This is a genomic window from Streptomyces barringtoniae, from assembly GCF_020819595.1.
GTDB lineage: Bacteria > Actinomycetota > Actinomycetes > Streptomycetales > Streptomycetaceae > Streptomyces > Streptomyces barringtoniae.
The window spans coordinates 144,815-160,084 of the sequence record NZ_JAJHNP010000004.1; the positions used below are offsets into that span (position 1 = coordinate 144,815).

Annotated in this window: 11 protein-coding genes and 1 tRNA gene; 6 read left to right on the forward strand and 6 right to left on the reverse strand. The window is 73.4% G+C overall.

The window, feature by feature from the left end:
* Nucleotides 1-8 precede the first annotated feature (8 nt).
* From LMU33_RS07790 to LMU33_RS07800, 3 genes are all read right to left on the reverse strand, one after another.
* A complete protein-coding gene (locus LMU33_RS07790) occupies nt 9-1,346 on the reverse strand; it encodes a M1 family metallopeptidase (protein WP_228618606.1) in 1,338 nt (445 codons plus the stop codon).
* A gap of 71 nt (nt 1,347-1,417) precedes the next feature.
* The gene (locus LMU33_RS07795) at nt 1,418-5,344 is read right to left on the reverse strand and encodes a Pls/PosA family non-ribosomal peptide synthetase (RefSeq protein ID WP_228618608.1); all 3,927 of its coding nucleotides are present in this window, start codon (nt 5,342-5,344) and stop codon (nt 1,418-1,420) included.
* Nucleotides 5,345-5,595: 251 nt separating this feature from the next.
* A tRNA-Leu gene (locus tag LMU33_RS07800) sits at nt 5,596-5,683 on the reverse strand.
* 215 nt (nt 5,684-5,898) lie between these two features.
* Here LMU33_RS07800 and LMU33_RS07805 point away from each other — a divergent pair.
* The 3 genes from LMU33_RS07805 to LMU33_RS07815 all read left to right on the forward strand — a co-directional run bounded on the left by LMU33_RS07805 (nt 5,899) and on the right by LMU33_RS07815 (nt 8,613).
* Complete coding sequence (locus LMU33_RS07805; protein WP_228618610.1) at nt 5,899-7,224, forward strand: M20/M25/M40 family metallo-hydrolase; 1,326 nt, start codon at nt 5,899-5,901, stop codon at nt 7,222-7,224.
* Between the two features lie 155 nt (nt 7,225-7,379).
* Nucleotides 7,380-7,613 (forward strand): chaplin ChpH, encoded by a 234-nt coding sequence (chpH, locus tag LMU33_RS07810; protein WP_228618612.1) that lies wholly within the window; start codon nt 7,380-7,382, stop codon nt 7,611-7,613.
* Between the two features lie 169 nt (nt 7,614-7,782).
* Complete coding sequence (locus LMU33_RS07815; RefSeq protein WP_228618613.1) at nt 7,783-8,613, forward strand: chaplin; 831 nt, start codon at nt 7,783-7,785, stop codon at nt 8,611-8,613.
* A gap of 84 nt (nt 8,614-8,697) precedes the next feature.
* On the opposite strand, the gene LMU33_RS07820 is transcribed toward LMU33_RS07815, so the two are convergent.
* On the reverse strand, nt 8,698-8,886 hold the full coding sequence (locus LMU33_RS07820) for a DUF5703 family protein (RefSeq protein ID WP_014671721.1): 189 nt from the start codon (nt 8,884-8,886) through the stop codon (nt 8,698-8,700).
* Between the two features lie 47 nt (nt 8,887-8,933).
* Between LMU33_RS07820 and LMU33_RS07825 the strand changes: the two genes are divergently transcribed.
* Nucleotides 8,934-9,659 carry a hypothetical protein gene (locus tag LMU33_RS07825; RefSeq protein ID WP_228618615.1) on the forward strand — a complete coding sequence of 242 codons (726 nt, stop codon included), beginning with the start codon at nt 8,934-8,936 and terminating at the stop codon, nt 9,657-9,659.
* Nucleotides 9,660-9,750: 91 nt separating this feature from the next.
* On the opposite strand, the gene LMU33_RS07830 is transcribed toward LMU33_RS07825, so the two are convergent.
* Nucleotides 9,751-12,111: a helix-hairpin-helix domain-containing protein gene (locus LMU33_RS07830; RefSeq protein WP_228618617.1), complete on the reverse strand. Its 2,361-nt coding sequence runs from the start codon at nt 12,109-12,111 to the stop codon at nt 9,751-9,753.
* Nucleotides 12,108-13,091 carry an aldo/keto reductase gene (locus LMU33_RS07835; protein ID WP_228618618.1) on the reverse strand — a complete coding sequence of 328 codons (984 nt, stop codon included), beginning with the start codon at nt 13,089-13,091 and terminating at the stop codon, nt 12,108-12,110. Before LMU33_RS07835 ends, LMU33_RS07830 begins: the two co-directional genes overlap by 4 nt.
* A 161-nt stretch (nt 13,092-13,252) precedes the next feature.
* Here LMU33_RS07835 and LMU33_RS07840 point away from each other — a divergent pair, with 161 nt between their 5' ends.
* Both LMU33_RS07840 and LMU33_RS07845 read left to right on the forward strand, forming a co-directional pair.
* The gene (locus LMU33_RS07840) at nt 13,253-14,308 is read left to right on the forward strand and encodes an LLM class F420-dependent oxidoreductase (protein WP_228618620.1); all 1,056 of its coding nucleotides are present in this window, start codon (nt 13,253-13,255) and stop codon (nt 14,306-14,308) included.
* Between the two features lie 166 nt (nt 14,309-14,474).
* Nucleotides 14,475-15,263, forward strand: coding sequence for a ferritin-like domain-containing protein (locus LMU33_RS07845; RefSeq protein ID WP_228618622.1), 789 nt, complete (start codon nt 14,475-14,477; stop codon nt 15,261-15,263).
* Nucleotides 15,264-15,270: the final 7 nt, after the last annotated feature.

Here is a 15,270-nt window from a genome sequence, read left to right on the forward strand (position 1 = left end):
CTTCAAGTCTAGGAAACTGTCCCGAGCACCGGCAGCGGCGGCAGCTTCGCCCCGTACACCCACTCCTGGAACAGCCCGGCCGACGGCTCGACGGCGAAGCGGGCGACGTGCTCGGTGAACGCCTCCGTCGTCACCGACCCGTTCCGGTGCAGCCGCACCCAGCCGCGCAGCATGCGGAAGAACGCGTCGTCGCCCAGCGCGCAGCGCACCGCGTGCAGGGTCAGGCCACCCCGCTCGTAGAGCCGGTCGTCGAACATCGCCTTGCGGCCCGGGTCGGCCAGACTGAGGTCCTGCGGCAGCGTGGCCAGCAACCGGTGTGCGACGGCGGCCAGTTGCTGGGCGCTGCGGCCGCCGGAGCGCTCGGACCACAGCCATTCGGCGTACTTGGCGAACCCCTCGTTCAGCCAGATGTGCCGCCAGTCGGCGATGGACACGCAGTTGCCGAACCACTGGTGCGCCAGCTCGTGCGCCACCAGCCGCTCCGAACCCCGCACGCCGTCCACGTGGTTGGAGCCGAACAGCGACAACCCCTGTGCCTCGACCGGCACATCGAGCTCCTCCTCGGTCACCGCGACCGCGTAACCGTCGAACGGGTACGGCCCGAACAGCTCCTGGAACAGCTCCATCATCGCCGGCTGCCGCGCGAAGTCCCGCGAGAACTCGGGCAGCAGCCGCGCCGGGATGTGCCCGTGCTGCGGCACGCCACCAGGGCCCGGGTCGCCCAGCAGCACCGTCTGGAACCGGCCGATCGCCAGGCCGACCAGATAGCTGGACGTGGGCGCGGCCTGCTCGTACACCCAGGTCGTGGTGGAGGCCTTCGTCGTACGGGTCAGCAGGCGCCCGCCCGTGACCACCGCGTACGCGGACGGAACGGTGACCGAGATCTGGTAGGACGCCTTGTCGGCGGGCCGGTCGTTGCACGGGTACCAGGACGGCGCCCCGACCGGCTGGCTCGCCACCAGCGCCCCGTCCGCCAGCTCCTCCCAGCCGAGCCCGCCCCACGGGCTGGCCACCGGCCTGGGGTTGCCGGACCAGTGGACCTCCACGGTGAACGCGGCGCCGGCCCGGACGGGCTTGGCCGGGCGGATCCGCAGCCGTCCGCCGCGATGCGTGAAGTGCGGCTGCCGGCCGTCCACCCGCACCCGGCCGATCCTGAAGTCGGCCAGGTTGAGCTGGAACTCCGTGAGCGGCGCACGGCCCGCTATGGCGTTGATCCGGGCCGTGCCGGACAGCCGGTTCGGGCCGGGGCGGTAGTCCAGCGCGAGTTCGTAGCGGTGCACCCGGTAACGGGAGTCACCGTTGTCCGGGAAGTACGGGTCCTGGCCGACCGACTGCTGAACTGCCACTGCTGTGTCCGCTCCCTGCGCTGTGCCACCCCTGGGGGCCGGTGCGCCCACCGGCCCCGCGCGGCCCGCGCTCAGGGACGCCATGCCTCGATCGGGTTGCCGAGCCAGCGGGTGTCGTCCGGGACGGACTCCGCGGCCATGACGAGCGACGCGGGCCCCAGGGTCGTACGGGCCCCGACCGTGCTGCCGGGCAGCACGATCCCGCCAGGGCCCAGCGTGGCGCCCTCACGGAGGACCACAGTATCCGTCCGCAAGATCCGGTCGTGGAAGAGGTGTGTCTGCAGCACACAGCCACGATTGACGGTCGCCGCGTCCTGAACGGTCACCAGGTCCGTCTCCGGCAGCCAGTAGCTCTCCACCCACACGCCCCTGCCGATACGCGCGCCGAGCCCGCGCAGCCACGCCGTCAGCACCGGCGTCCCCGGCACGGCCCCGGCCAGCCACGGCACCGCCAGCACCTCGACGAACGTGTCCGCCAGCTCGCCCCGCCACACGAACGAACTCCACAGCGGATGCTCCCCGGCCCGGTGCCGCCCCACGAGCAGCCACTTCGCGAGGACCGAGACGACCGCCGCGACCACACCGGCCCCCAGCAACACCGCGCCCGACAGGGCCCACGCCCACGGCCCGAGCGCACACAGCACCGCCACCGTCCCCGCGGCCAGCGCCGCCGAGCACAGCACCGGCACGATCCGGAACAGCTCCACGAGACCGCGCGCCCACAGCAGCCCCGCCGGCGGCTCGTACGTACGGCTCTGATCCCCGCCCGCCGCACTGCGCGGCAGCTTCACCGGCGGCAGCCCCAGATACGAGGTGCCCTTCTTCGCCTTCTTCGGCGTCGCCGACAGCACGCCGACGAGACCGCCGTCCGGCACGCTCCGGCCCGGCCCGGTCATCCCGGAGTTGCCGAGGAAGGCCCGCCGCCCGATCTCCGCGCGCCCGATCCGCATCCAGCCGCCGCCCAGCTCGTACGGCGCCGTCAGCGTGTCGTCCGCCAGGAACGCCCCGTCGCCGACCGTGGTCAGGCTCGGCAGCGCCAGCACGGTCGACACCTCGGCGCGGCGCCCGATCCGCATGCCGAGCAGCCGCAGCCACACCGGCGTGATCAGTCCCGCGTACAGGGGGAACAGGGTCTCGCGGGACCGGTCCATCAGCTGCGTCACGGTCCACGCCTGCCAGCCGACCCGGCTGTGCGTCGGATGCGTGCCCTCGCGCAGCCCCACACCGAGCATGCGCACGGCGACCAGGATCAGCAGCGCGTACGCCAGCCCGTAGGCGAGCGTGGCCGGGACCAGCCCGAGCGCGGCTGCGCGCAGCGCCCGGGGCAGTGAGCCCCCGGGCGCCACGAAGAGCCGGGCGACCAGCAGCGCGGCCAGGCCCGCGAGCAGCGGCAGGGCACCGAGCCCGATGCCCGCCACGCCGTACATCACCCGCCAGTACGTGCCCCGCTGCGGCCGCTCCTTGGGCCAGGTGCGCTTGGCCTTGCCGAGCTTGACCGCGGGCGCGCCCGCCCAGCGCTGGCCGGTCGAGACCTGCCCGCCGACCGCCGAGCCGGGGGCCACCTCGGCCCGCTTGCCGACGCGGGCGCCCGGGAAGAGCATGCTGCGGGTGCCGACGGTGGCGTGCGCGCCGACCTTGACCGGCCCGATCTCCAGACGGTCGCCGTCCAGCCAGTGTCCGGACAGGTCGACCTCGGACTCCACGGCCGCGCCCCGGCCCAGCTTGAGCATGCCGGTGACCGGCGGCAGCGAGTGCAGGTCCACCTCGGGCCCGACCTTCGCGCCCAGCGCACGGGCGTAGCGCTCCAGCCAGGACCCGGTCAGCGAGGTGGCCCCGCTGAACTCGGCCAGCCGCTCGGCCGTCCACAGCCGCAGATGCACGCTTCCGCCGCGCGGGTACCGGCCCGGCCCGACGCCCCGCAGCAGCAGCCGCGCCCCGCCCGCCGCGAGCGCGATCCGGCCGGGCGGGGTGAAGAACAGCAGCGCACCGGCCGCGAGCAGCCACCAGGGGGCGGTCGGCAGCCAGGAGTAGCCGGGCAGCAGGTTCCCGACGGCGGCCAGGACCACCGTCCAGCGCAGCCCGAGCAGGGTGAACAGCGGGAGCAGCAGCAGGAGCTGCACGGCCTGGGCGCGGACCGGAACCGGCGCGATGGTGCGGGCCCCGCCGTCGTCCTGCGCCGAGGCCTCCAGCCGCCGGGCCAGCTTGCGCAGGACGGGCTGCTGGTAGATGTCGAGGACGGCCGCGCTCGGGTAGCGGGTGCGCAGCCGGGTGGTGAGCTGGGCGGCGGCCAGCGAGCCGCCGCCGATCGCGAAGAAGTCGTCGTGGGCGCCGGTCACCGGGATGCCCAGGACCTCCGCCCACTGCTCGGCGAGCCAGGCCTCGGTGCCGTAGAGCTGCTCCTTCGCCGGTGCCTGGAGGCCTTCCAGGGGCCAGGGCAGGGCGTTTCGGTCCACCTTCCCGGAGGTCCGGGTCGGCAGCTCGGCGACGGGCGCGAGCAGCGGCACCAGCGCGGAGGGCAGCTCGGCGCGCAGCTTCTCGACGGCGGCCGCATGGTCCCAGCCGTCCTGGGTGACCACGTAACCGACGAGGAGCTGGTTGCCGCCGCGGGCGGTGCGCACGGCGGCCGCGGCTCCGGCGACCCCGGGCAGGGCCTGCAGCGCGGCATCCACCTCACCGAGCTCGATCCGCCGCCCGCCCAGCTTGATCTGCTCGTCGGCCCGGCCCAGGAAGATCAGCCCCTCGGGCTCGGCCCGGACCAGGTCCCCGCTGCGATAGGCCCGCTCCCAGCCCAACGAGTGCAGCGGCGCGTACTTCTCGGCGTCCTTCTCGGGATCGAGATACCGCGCGAGCCCGACGCCGCCGATCACGAGCTGCCCGCTCGCGCCCATGGGCACCGGCTCACCGGCCTCGTCGACGACGGCGAGCTCCCAGCCGTCGAGGGGCAGCCCGATCCTGATGGGCTCGGCACCGGTCAGCAGCGCCGCACAGGCCACGACGGTCGCCTCGGTCGGACCGTAGGTGTTCCACACCTCGCGCCCCTCGGTGACGAGCCGCTGCGCCAGCTCGGGCGGGCAGGCCTCGCCGCCGAAGATCAGCAGCCGTACGTCGTTGAGCGTCTCCGGCTCCCACAGCGCGGCGAGCGTGGGCACCGTCGAGACGACGGTGATCTCCTGCTCGACCAGCCAGGGCCCGAGATCGGCGCCGCTCCTGACCTGCGACCGGGGCACCGGCACCAGACAGGCGCCGTACCGCCAGGCCAGCCACATCTCCTCGCAGGAGGCGTCGAAGGCGACGGAGAGTCCGGCCATGACCCGGTCGCCGGGCCCGATCGGCTCCTCCGCGAGGAACAGGGCCGCCTCGGCGTCCACGAACGCGGCCGCGCTGCGATGGGTGACGGCGACGCCCTTGGGCTTCCCGGTGGACCCGGAGGTGAAGATGATCCAGGCGTCGTGCTCGACGCCTGGCCGCGCGGCGGGGGACGCGGAGGTGCCCTGGACGGTGCCGGACGCGCCCGCTCCGGTGCCGGACGTGCCCTGGACGGTGCCGGACGTGCCCTGGACGGTGATGGTGTGCCCGGCCCCGACGACGGCCCGTACCTCCGCCTCCCCGAACACCAGCTCCGCCCGCTCGTCCGGGTCCTCGGCGTCGACGGGGACGTAGGCGGCACCGGCGGCGAGTACGGCGAGGATCGAGACGTAGAGTTCGTTGGTCCCCGAGGGGACCCGCACCCCGACCCGGTCCCCGAGCCCGACCCCCGCACCGGCGAGCCGTCGCCGCAGCCGCTCCACCTCGACGGCCAGCGCACGGTAGGTCAGGCACGTCGTGCCGTCGTCCAGCGCCGGCTCGTCCGGATGGGACCGCACGGTCGCGTCGAAGACGTCGACCAGCGTGCGCGGCGACGCCGCGGGCCGCGCGGAGAAGCGTGCCCGGTCGCCGAACTGCGTGCGGATCTCGTCGTCGAGCAGGCCGAGAGCGCTGCTCTCGTCTATGGCTGCCATCGGGTCCTCACGTCGGTCCGGCTCAGTGACAAGCCGGAAATATTAGTACGACGTTAGGCTCCATCCCCTTCAACCGGCCGTCCGAGAGGGCCGTCCGGGTGGCTGCGGCCCGGCGGCTGTGGCCCCCTGACCTGCCGACCTTCACGCGGGGCGAGACATGCCTCACACACCGTCAAGGAGTGGGCGGTCCGGGGCAGTTGGGCCTCGCCCGCAAGCAAGACGAAGGGCCCCTGCTGAGCAGGGGCCCTCACTGGTGTCCGAGGGGGGACTTGAACCCCCACGCCCGATAAAGGGCACTAGCACCTCAAGCTAGCGCGTCTGCCATTCCGCCACCCGGACAAGGTGTCTGTCGTGCGGTAGAACCCTTTTGGCGGGGTTTCCCTCGCGGCGACGAAGGAAACATTACCAGGCTTTCGGGGGTGGCTGATCACCCCCGCCCCCGGAGCGCGTCGCGCGTGAACGGCGTGTGACGGGCCGGGACCGGTCTTGGGCGGCGGGCGGGGGAGAGGGAGGATGTGGAGGACCACCAGCAGCGACAGCGCGGGAGGAAGCACGTGAGCGAGACGGACACGGCCAGGAGCGTCACCGGCGAGGACGAGGTCGTGGACCTCTGCCGCGAGCTGATCCGGTTCGACACCAGCAACTACGGCGACCACTCCGGCCCAGGCGAGCGCAAGGCGGCCGAGTGGGTCGCGGAGAAGCTCGCCGAGGTCGGTCTCGAACCGAAGGTCTTCGAGTCGCATCCGGGCCGCGCCTCGACGGTGGCCCGCATCGAGGGGGAGGACCCGTCCCGGCCCGCGCTGCTGATCCACGGCCACCTGGACGTCGTACCGGCCAACGCCGCGGACTGGACCCACGACCCGTTCTCCGGCGAGGTCGCCGACGGGTGCGTCTGGGGGCGCGGGGCCGTCGACATGAAGGACATGGACGCCATGACCCTCGCGGTCGTGCGCGACCGGCTCAGGAGCGGGCGGCGGCCCCCGCGGGACATCGTGGTCGCCTTCCTCGCCGACGAGGAGGCGGGCGGTACGTACGGCGCCCGCCACCTGGTCGACCGCCACCCCGAGCTGTTCGAGGGCGTCACCGAGGCGATCAGCGAGGTCGGCGGCTTCTCGTTCACCGTGAACGAGCAGCGCCGGCTCTACCTGATCCAGACGGCCGAGAAGGGCATGCACTGGATGAAGCTGACCGTGGCCGGCACCGCCGGGCACGGCTCGATGATCCACCGCGACAACGCCATCACCGAGCTGTCCGAGGCCGTGGCCCGGGTCGGGCGGCACAAGTTCCCGGTGCGGGTCACCAAGACCACCCGGGCGTTCCTGGACGAACTGGGCGACGCGCTCGGCACCGAGCTCGACCCGGAGGACATGGAGTCCACGCTCGTCCGGCTCGGCGGCATCGCCAAGTTCATCGGCGCCACCCTCAGCAACACCGCCAACCCCACCCAGCTCAACGCCGGCTACAAGGTCAACGTCATCCCGGGCGAGGCCACCGCGCACATCGACGGCCGCTTCCTGCCGGGCTACGAGGAGGAGTTCCTCGGCGACCTCGACCGGCTGCTCGGACCCCATGTCCGCCGCGAGGACGTGCACACCGACAAGGCCGTCGAGACCACCTTCGACGGGGCGCTGGTGGAGGCCATGCAGGCCGCGCTGCTCGCCGAGGACCCCACCGCCAAGGCCATCCCCTACATGCTCTCCGGCGGCACCGACGCCAAGTCCTTCGACGACCTGGGCATTCGCGGCTTCGGCTTCGCCCCGCTGAAGCTGCCGCCGGAGCTGGACTTCGCCGGCATGTTCCACGGCGTGGACGAGCGGGTGCCGGTGGACGGGCTGCGGTTCGGCGTGCGGGTGCTCGACCGGTTCATCGACGCGTCGTGAGGTTCTGGGCCGGGATGACCGGCGTATTCGGGCGCTCGTACGAGATCGACTGGAACGGGTGAATGCGACGATCGGTTCGTAGCTTCATTAGTTCCTCCTCGTTACAGGTGATGTGACTCCGCACCTTGGGGTCGCTTTGCCAACAAGGAGGAATAATGATCAAGAAGGTCGTCGCTGCTGCGGCTGCCACCGGTGGGCTGGTTCTCGCGGGCGCGGGCCTTGCCGTCGCCGACTCGGGTGCCCAGGGTGCCGCCGTGCACTCCCCGGGTGTCGTCTCCGGCAACGTCGTTCAGGTGCCCGTGCACGTCCCGGTGAACGTCTGCGGCAACACGGTCAACGTGATCGGGCTCCTGAACCCCGCCTTCGGCAACACCTGCGTCAACAAGTGACGACGACCTCCTGAGGGGGGCGTCATTTTCGAGCCGTCGGCCCCGGAGCGCGTGCCATGCGCTCCGGGGCCGACCGGCCTCTGGCGCGGCGGCACGGTCCGCGAGGGCCGTGCGCGCCACGCCACCGCGAGGCACGCACAGCAGGATCGAAGGCAGGGGAACAACGGAAATGCGACAGGGCACCCGTAAGGGCCTGATGACCATGGCGGCGGCCACGGGTGTGATCGCCGCCGCCAGTGGCTACGCTCACGCCGCCGCGGGCGCGGCCGGCACCGCCGCCGGCTCGCCCGGCGTACTGTCCGGCAACACGGTGCAGGCGCCGGTGCACGTGCCGGTGAACGTGTGCGGCAACACCGTGAACGTCGTCGGGCTGCTCAACCCGGCGGTGGGCAACAGCTGCACCAACCAGGGCGGCACCTCCGGCGGCACGTCCGGGGGCCACAGTGGCTCCGGCGGCTCGCACGCGGGCGGGCACAGCGCCGGATCGCCCGGCGTCGGCTCCGGCAACACCGTCCAGGCGCCGATCGACGTCCCGGTGAACGTCTGCGGCAACAGCGTGAACGTCATCGGAGTCGGCAACGCCACCGCGGACAACGACTGCGCCAACGGAGGCGGCGGTCACCACGGCCACGGCAACCCGCCCGGGCAGCCGGGACACCCCGGACAGCCGGGCCACCCCGGGCACCCGGGCCACCCGGGTCATCCCGGGCACCCGGGCCACCCGGGTCATCCCGGGCAGCCGGGCCACCCGGGTCATCCCGGGCAGCCGGGTCATCCGGGCGGCCCGACGACCCCGCCCGGCCAGGGCGGTCACACGCCCCAGGGACCCCATGGGTCCACCCAGGTCAGTCAGCACGGCGGCCGCTCCGCCGAGCCTCTGACCAACGCCCAGCTCGCGCACACCGGCAGCGAGCTGCCGCTGGACCTCGTGCTGCCGGTCGGCGCGGGCGCGCTGCTCGCGGGCGCGGTGCTCTACCGCAAGGCCCGGCCCACGTCGTAGCCGGAAGCCCCGGGTACGGCACGCGGTGAACGGAGCGGGCCCCGTCATGACAGACGGGGCCCGCTCCGGTTCAGGTCGTCGGCCTCACCACGTGGCACGCACCTGGCGGATGATCCGCCGGCGCAACCGCACCCTGCGGCTGCCGTCCCGCAGCAGGCTCAGTCGGTCCAACTCCCAGTGTCCGTACTCTGCATGGTCCGTCAGCAGACGTGTTGCCTCCTTGCGGGAGACCCCGCGAGGCACATACACGTCGACAAATTCGTATTCCGGCATCGCATCTATTGTGCGGGCTGGGGCCCGGTACGGATAGCGTCTGCACTATGTCTGATGCTGCGCAGCCCACCGCTGCCGAGGTACGCGCCGCCGCCGAGGCGGTCAAGACCGCGCTCGACCGTCATCTGGCCGCGGTCGAACGCAGGTCGGGTGAGGACGACCCGGCGGTCTTGGAGGCGTTCAACCAGCTGGCCGCGGCCGCCGAGGTGTACGACGAGCTGCTCTACGACCGCTACGACGAGGTCACGCCCTTCGAGATCCCCGGTGCGGAGGAGCTGCCGCCGTACGCGGGTCCCGAGGAACCGAACGCGATCAGCGTGCTGATCCGCCGCGACTACGCCGTGGTGGAACCCCAGCGGCTGCTGGCGCAGGCCCAGCGGGTCGAGGCGGCGGAGTACGAGGCCGCGGGCGGCCTGGCCGAGGATGCCGCCGGTACGGTTCCGGGCGCGCTGGGCATCCTCTTCGGCGAGTTCGAGCCGGACGAGATCGCTTCCCGGCACAAGGAGTTCGGCCTGGAGGAGGGCGACTCCACGCTCTGGGTCACCGCGGCGGAGGAGACGCCCGAGGCAGGGGAGTGGCTGGAGGCGCCGTTCGAGCACATCGATGCGCAAGGGGTGGTGTGCCGGTTCGACGTCAGTGCCGTCTTCGACGACGAGGACGAGTCCGACGAAGAGGACGATCTCGAGTTCGACGAAGACGAGGACGACGGCGAGGACCGGGACGAGGACCGGGCCGACGACCAGGATCTGGAGCCGCTGGACGCCGAGAAGTGACCGGGCCGGCGGTGCCGGGGGCGGCCTGGGGCCGGCTCGGCACCGCCGGATTCCGCCGTCGAGGCCGATCAGCGTCGCGGCGGAGGGAGATTCACACCCGCAGCAGCGTCTGCAAGCGGGTCGTGCGGGGCTTCGCCGGTGTCTCCGCCACCGCCTTCGGCAGGGCCTGTTCCACGCCGTGGACCACGGAAAGATGCCGCTCCGCCCGGCCGAAGGCCGTGTACACCCAGGGTCTGCTGAGCGCCTGCGCGGCGTCGCCGGGCAGCACGACGACCGCCGCCGGCCAGCGCGTGCCCACCGCCTGGTGCGCGGTCAGCGCCCAGCCGTGCCGTACGGCGCCCTCCACCCGCTCACGCGGTACGACCACTGCCGTGCCCGCGCACGACAGGTGCAGCCCGTCCGCGTCGGCCTTCACCACCGTGCCCGGCACCGTACGGCCCGGGGCGGGGGAGTAGGCGATCCGGTCGCCGGGGTCGAAGCCGCCGAAGCGGCCCGGGCCGGGGTTGAGGCGCTCCTTCAGCGCCGAGTTGAGGGCGCGGGTGCCCGCGGCACCGCCGTGGCCAGGGGTGATCACCACCGTCTGGTCGGCCGGCACACCGAGCGCCCGCGGCACCGAGTCGGCGACCAGCTGGACGGTCCGGTGCACGGCCTCGCCCGCGTCCCGCACCGGGACGATGACGATCTCCTTGCCCGGAGCGGCGACCTGGTTCAGTTCGCCGATGCCGATACCGGAGACCAGCTCGCCGATCGGGCCCGGGTCGGGGAGGCGGGAGGCGACCTGCGGGCAGACGCGGGCGGCGAGCAGATCGGCGAAGACCCGCCCCGGTCCCGCCGACCACAGCAGCGCCGGGTCGCCGCTGAGCACGAGCCGGGCCCCGTCGGGCAGCGACTCCACCAGCATCGCGGCGCTCTCCACATCGAGCTGCGGCGCGTCCAGCACGATCAGCAGATCGAGTTCCAGCGCGCCGTCCGTGTCCCGCCCCGGTCCCTCGGCGCCGGACAGCAGACCGGCGACCGTGCCCACGCCGTGCTCCGCCGGGTCCGCGCCCGGCAGGGCGGCGAGGCGGTGGCGTCCGTCGGGGGTGTGGCAGACGGCGAAGGCCCGCAGGCCCGCGGCGTGGGCGGCACCGAGCAGCGCGGCCGGTTCGGCGCGGGCCGCCTCCGCGCCGGTGTGCAGTACCAGGCCGTGCCCGGCGACCGCGCGGACCAGCTCGGCCGCGCCGCCGGAGACGGCGTCGACCGCCGCCTGCCACGCCTGTCCGGCCTCCTCGGGCAGCGAGTTGACCAGCCGGGCCAGGCCGTCGGCGAGGCTCTCCTCGGCCAGCGCGTACCGCTCCAGGCCGACGAGGACCCGGACCGGCCGCTCCTCCGCGTCCGCGTCCTCTTCCGCCGCCTGCGCCGCGGCGGCTCCCGGTGCCTCCAGGGCGTCCTGGAACGCCAGGGCCTCGCCCTCCGCGAGCGTGCTCTGCACCGCCGCGTCCGGGTCCGGGACGTCGTGCTTGCCCAGCGCCGCGGTGAGCGTGGCCAGCTCCAGCGCGGTGTGCCCGGCCAGGGCCGCCTGCTCCAGCAGCCAGACGGTGATCGCGCGAGCCCGCCGCTCGTCGCCCGGGCCGCAGGCGGCGCCGAGCAGGGCGCGGGCGAAGCCGTCGGCCTGCTCGGGCCGTACGCCGCTGATCCGCAGCAGCTGCCAGGGGTCCTCGCGCAGCGCCGCGTCGGCGCCCTCGCCGAGCGCCGCGGCCACCTGGGGAGCCAGGGCCTGCGGCGCACCGCCCTCGGCCAGCACCCGGCGCGCGCCCTCCACCGCCTGCGGTGCCGGAGCGGCGGCGGTGACGACGGCCGGTGCGGGCGCGGGCTGCGGCCGGCGTACGGGCTCCGGGGCCGGGCGGCGCGGCGCGGGCGCGGGCTCGGCGAAGACCGCGGCCACCGGTTTGTCGCCGCTCTCCACAGCCCGCACCGCCGCGAGCAGGTCGGCCGCCGTGCCGCTGAGCTTGGCGCCGCTCTCGATCGGCCCCTTCTTCTCGGCCTTGCGCCGCGCGATCCGCTCCCGCTCAACGCGCTGCGCAGCCAACTCGGCCTCGGCCTCGGACGCCTGGGCGGCGTCAGCGCCTTCGCCTTCGGCCTCGGACGGCTGGCTGGAGTCTGCTTCTTCGCCCTCGACGCCGTCCGTGATCGCCGCCGCTTCCGCGCCCTCCGAGCCGCCGGCGACCGCCGCCCCATCGGCGCCCTCGCCCCCGGTACCGGTCGGGCCGCCCGCGCCCTCGCCGCCGCGCGGGCCGTCCCCGCTCCGGCCTCCGCCGCCGACCGCGCTCTCGCCCTCGCTCGCGCCCTCCGCGCTGCTCGCTGCGAGGGCGTTCGTGCGGCTCCCCGGGGGCACGGCCTCCGCGCCCGGGCCTTCGGGCGTGTCCGGTGTCCCCGGCCCGGCTTTCTCCGTGGTCTCCGGCTCCGTGCTCACAGCGTGCTCCAGTCGTGATCGGGATAGCGGTGCACGGGCGCCGACACATCGTCCAGCGCCCGGCAGATCTCGTCAGGAAGACTAAGGGCCTCCACTGACAATGCGGCCGTGAGCTGCTGCGCGTTGCGCGCGCCGACGATCGGCGCGGCCACCCCGGGCCGGTCCCGGACCCAGGCGAGGGCCACCTGGAGCGGGGTCACGGCGAGCCCGTCGGCGGCCGTCGTCACCGCGTCCACGATGCGGGTCGCCGTGTCGTCCAGGTACGGCTCGACGAACGGCGCCAGATGCTCGGAGGCGCCGCGCGAGTCCGGGGGAGTGGTGTGCCGGTACTTGGCGGTCAGCACGCCGCGGCCGAGCGGCGAGGACGGCAGCAGCCCGACCCCGAGATCCAGCGCGGCGGGCAGCACTTCCCGTTCCACACCCCGCTGCAGCAGTGAGTACTCCATCTGCGTGCTGGCCAGTCGCGTGCGCGTGCCCGGCGCCGCGAGCTGCCAGGTGGCGGCCCTGGCTAGCTGCCAGCCGCAGAAGTTGGAGACGCCCGCGTACCGGGCGCGGCCGCTGCTGACCGCTATGTCCAGGGCCTGGAGGGTCTCCTCCAGCGGGGTCCCGGGGTCGAAGGCGTGGATGTGCCACACGTCGACGTAGTCCGTGCCCAGGCGGGCCAGGGAGGCGTCGAGGGCGGCGAGCAGATGGCCGCGTGAGCCGTCGACACGGCGGTCGGGATCGGGGATGCTGCCCGCCTTGGTGGAGATCACCAGGTCCCGGCGCGCCACCAGGCCGTCCATCAGCTGCCCGAGCAGGTACTCCGCCTCGCCGTTGCCGTACACGTCCGCGGTGTCGACCAGGGTCCCGCCGGCTTCCCAGAACGCCTTCAGCATGTCCGCGGCGTCGTGCTCGTCGGTGTCCCGGCCCCAGGTGAGGGTGCCGAGCCCGATCCGGGACACGCGCAGGCCGGTACGGCCGAGATGCCTCTGCTCCATGCGGGCGAGATTACTGGCCAGAACCGGTGCGGTGGGTTGCCTGTGGATAACCCGATCGGGCTGCGCCTCGGTCTTTTCACGCGCCCGGCGCCTGCCCCGGCCTCCGTCCCCGCGCTAAGGTCGCCCCACCAGGACGTTACTCATGGGTAAGGGGATCGGCGATGGAGCTCGGGATCAACCTCGGCTACTGGGGTGCGGGAATGGACGGGGACAATCTGGCCGTGGCCCAGGAGGCCGACCGGCTGGGCTTCTCCGTGTGCTGGGCCGCCGAGGCCTACGGCTCCGACGCGGCGACCGTGCTGTCCTGGGTCGCCGCCCAGACCGAGCACATCGACGTCGGCTCGGCCATCTTCCAGATCCCGGCCCGCCAGCCCGCGATGACCGCGATGACGGCCGCGACGCTCGACTCGCTGTCCGGCGGGCGGTTCCGGCTCGGGCTCGGTGTCTCCGGCCCGCAGGTCTCCGAGGGCTGGTACGGCGTCAAGTTCGACAAGCCGCTGGCCCGAACCCGCGAGTACGTCGAGATCGTGCGCAGGGCGATGACCCGGGAGCGGCTGACGTACGAGGGCGAGCACTGGACGCTGCCGCTGCCCGGCGGCCCGGGCAAGCCGATCAAGCTGACCGTGCACCCGCAGCGCGAGCACATCCCGCTGTACATCGCCGCCATCGGCCCGAAGAACCTGGAGCAGACCGGTGAGATCGCCGACGGCGCCCTGCTGATCTTCCCCGCCGCCGACCACCTCGAGGACACCACCCTCAAGTACCTGCGCGCCGGCCGGGAGAAGGCGGGCAAGACCCTCGACGGCTTCGACGTCTGCCCGACCCTGCCCATCGCCGTCGGCGACGACAAGGACGTGGCCCGGCTCGCCGACACCTTCCGGCCGTACACCGCGCTGTACGTCGGCGGCATGGGCAGCGCCAAGCAGAACTTCTACAACCAGCTCGCCCAGCGCATGGGATACGAGAAGGAAGCCGCCGAGATCCAGCAGAAGTACCTGTCCGGCGACAAGCAGGGCGCCGCGGCCGCGATCCCGCAGGACCTCATCGACAAGACGACCCTGCTGGGTTCCGTCGAGCGCATCGCCGACCGGATGAGGGCATACGCCGCCGCCGGTGTCACCACGCTCAGCCTGTCGCCGGCCGGCTTCACCCTGGAGGAGCGGCTCGCCTCCCTGCGGGCCGGCCGCGAGGCCCTGGAGCGCGCCGGGCTGTCCTAGGGAGCTTCAGCGGCCGTGGTGGGGGCTCGGGGGTCTTCCCCGCCACGGCCGTCACCGTGAACAACGCGCCGGGCGCCGCACGGTTACGACCGGGGAGTCATCCTTTTGGCCGAGCGGACACGCACAGCTGTTGCATGCCCCATACCGTCCGCATTTGACTCTATTCATGCTTTCGGCCAAGAGTCTGTTCAAGGAGATCCTCGACAACGACGAGGCCTTCCGGCTCTTCTGCTCGATCGCCGCCAGCGGGGAGTCCCAGGGCGGCTGGGAGAACGGGCGGATCGCCGCGCTGGTCCCGCCCGGCGAACGCGCCCTGGCCCCGAAGATCGCCCGGCACGGCGCCGACGAGGACAAGCACGGCCGCATCTTCAACGCCCTGATGAGGAAGCGCGGGCTCACCCCCGTCGCCGTGCCGCCCGAGACCGACTACACGATGCTGCTGGAGCGGCACGGCATCGGCCTCGCCCACGACAAGCTCCGGCGGGACGAGCCGCTCACCGAGCGGGACGTCATCGTCTACCTCGCCCACAGCCGCGTCACCGAGCAGCGCGCCGCCGAACAGATGGAGCTGCTGCTCAGGGTGTTCGCCGACCATCCCGACGTGGGCCGGGCCGTACGCATGATCTCCGACGACGAGGACAAGCACCTCGCCTACACCCATGAGGAACTGCTGCGGTTCGCCGCCGCCGGGCACGGCCGGCTGATCCAGCGCACCCTGCGCGAGTGCGCCCTCGCCGAGATCCGCGTGCACCGGGACGTCAGCCTCGCCGTGATGGCCCGCATGGGCCGCATCCTGGGCTGGTCCCGGGCCAGGTACGTCCTGCTCGCGGCCGGCATCCACGCGGTGTACGCCTACGAGCGCCTGGCCGGCTGGCGCCGCATGGTCACCCTCACCCTCCCCGAGCGCCGCGACCCCCTCGGCGGCCCCGCCACCCCCGCCCACGAGTTCGCCTGAGCCGCAG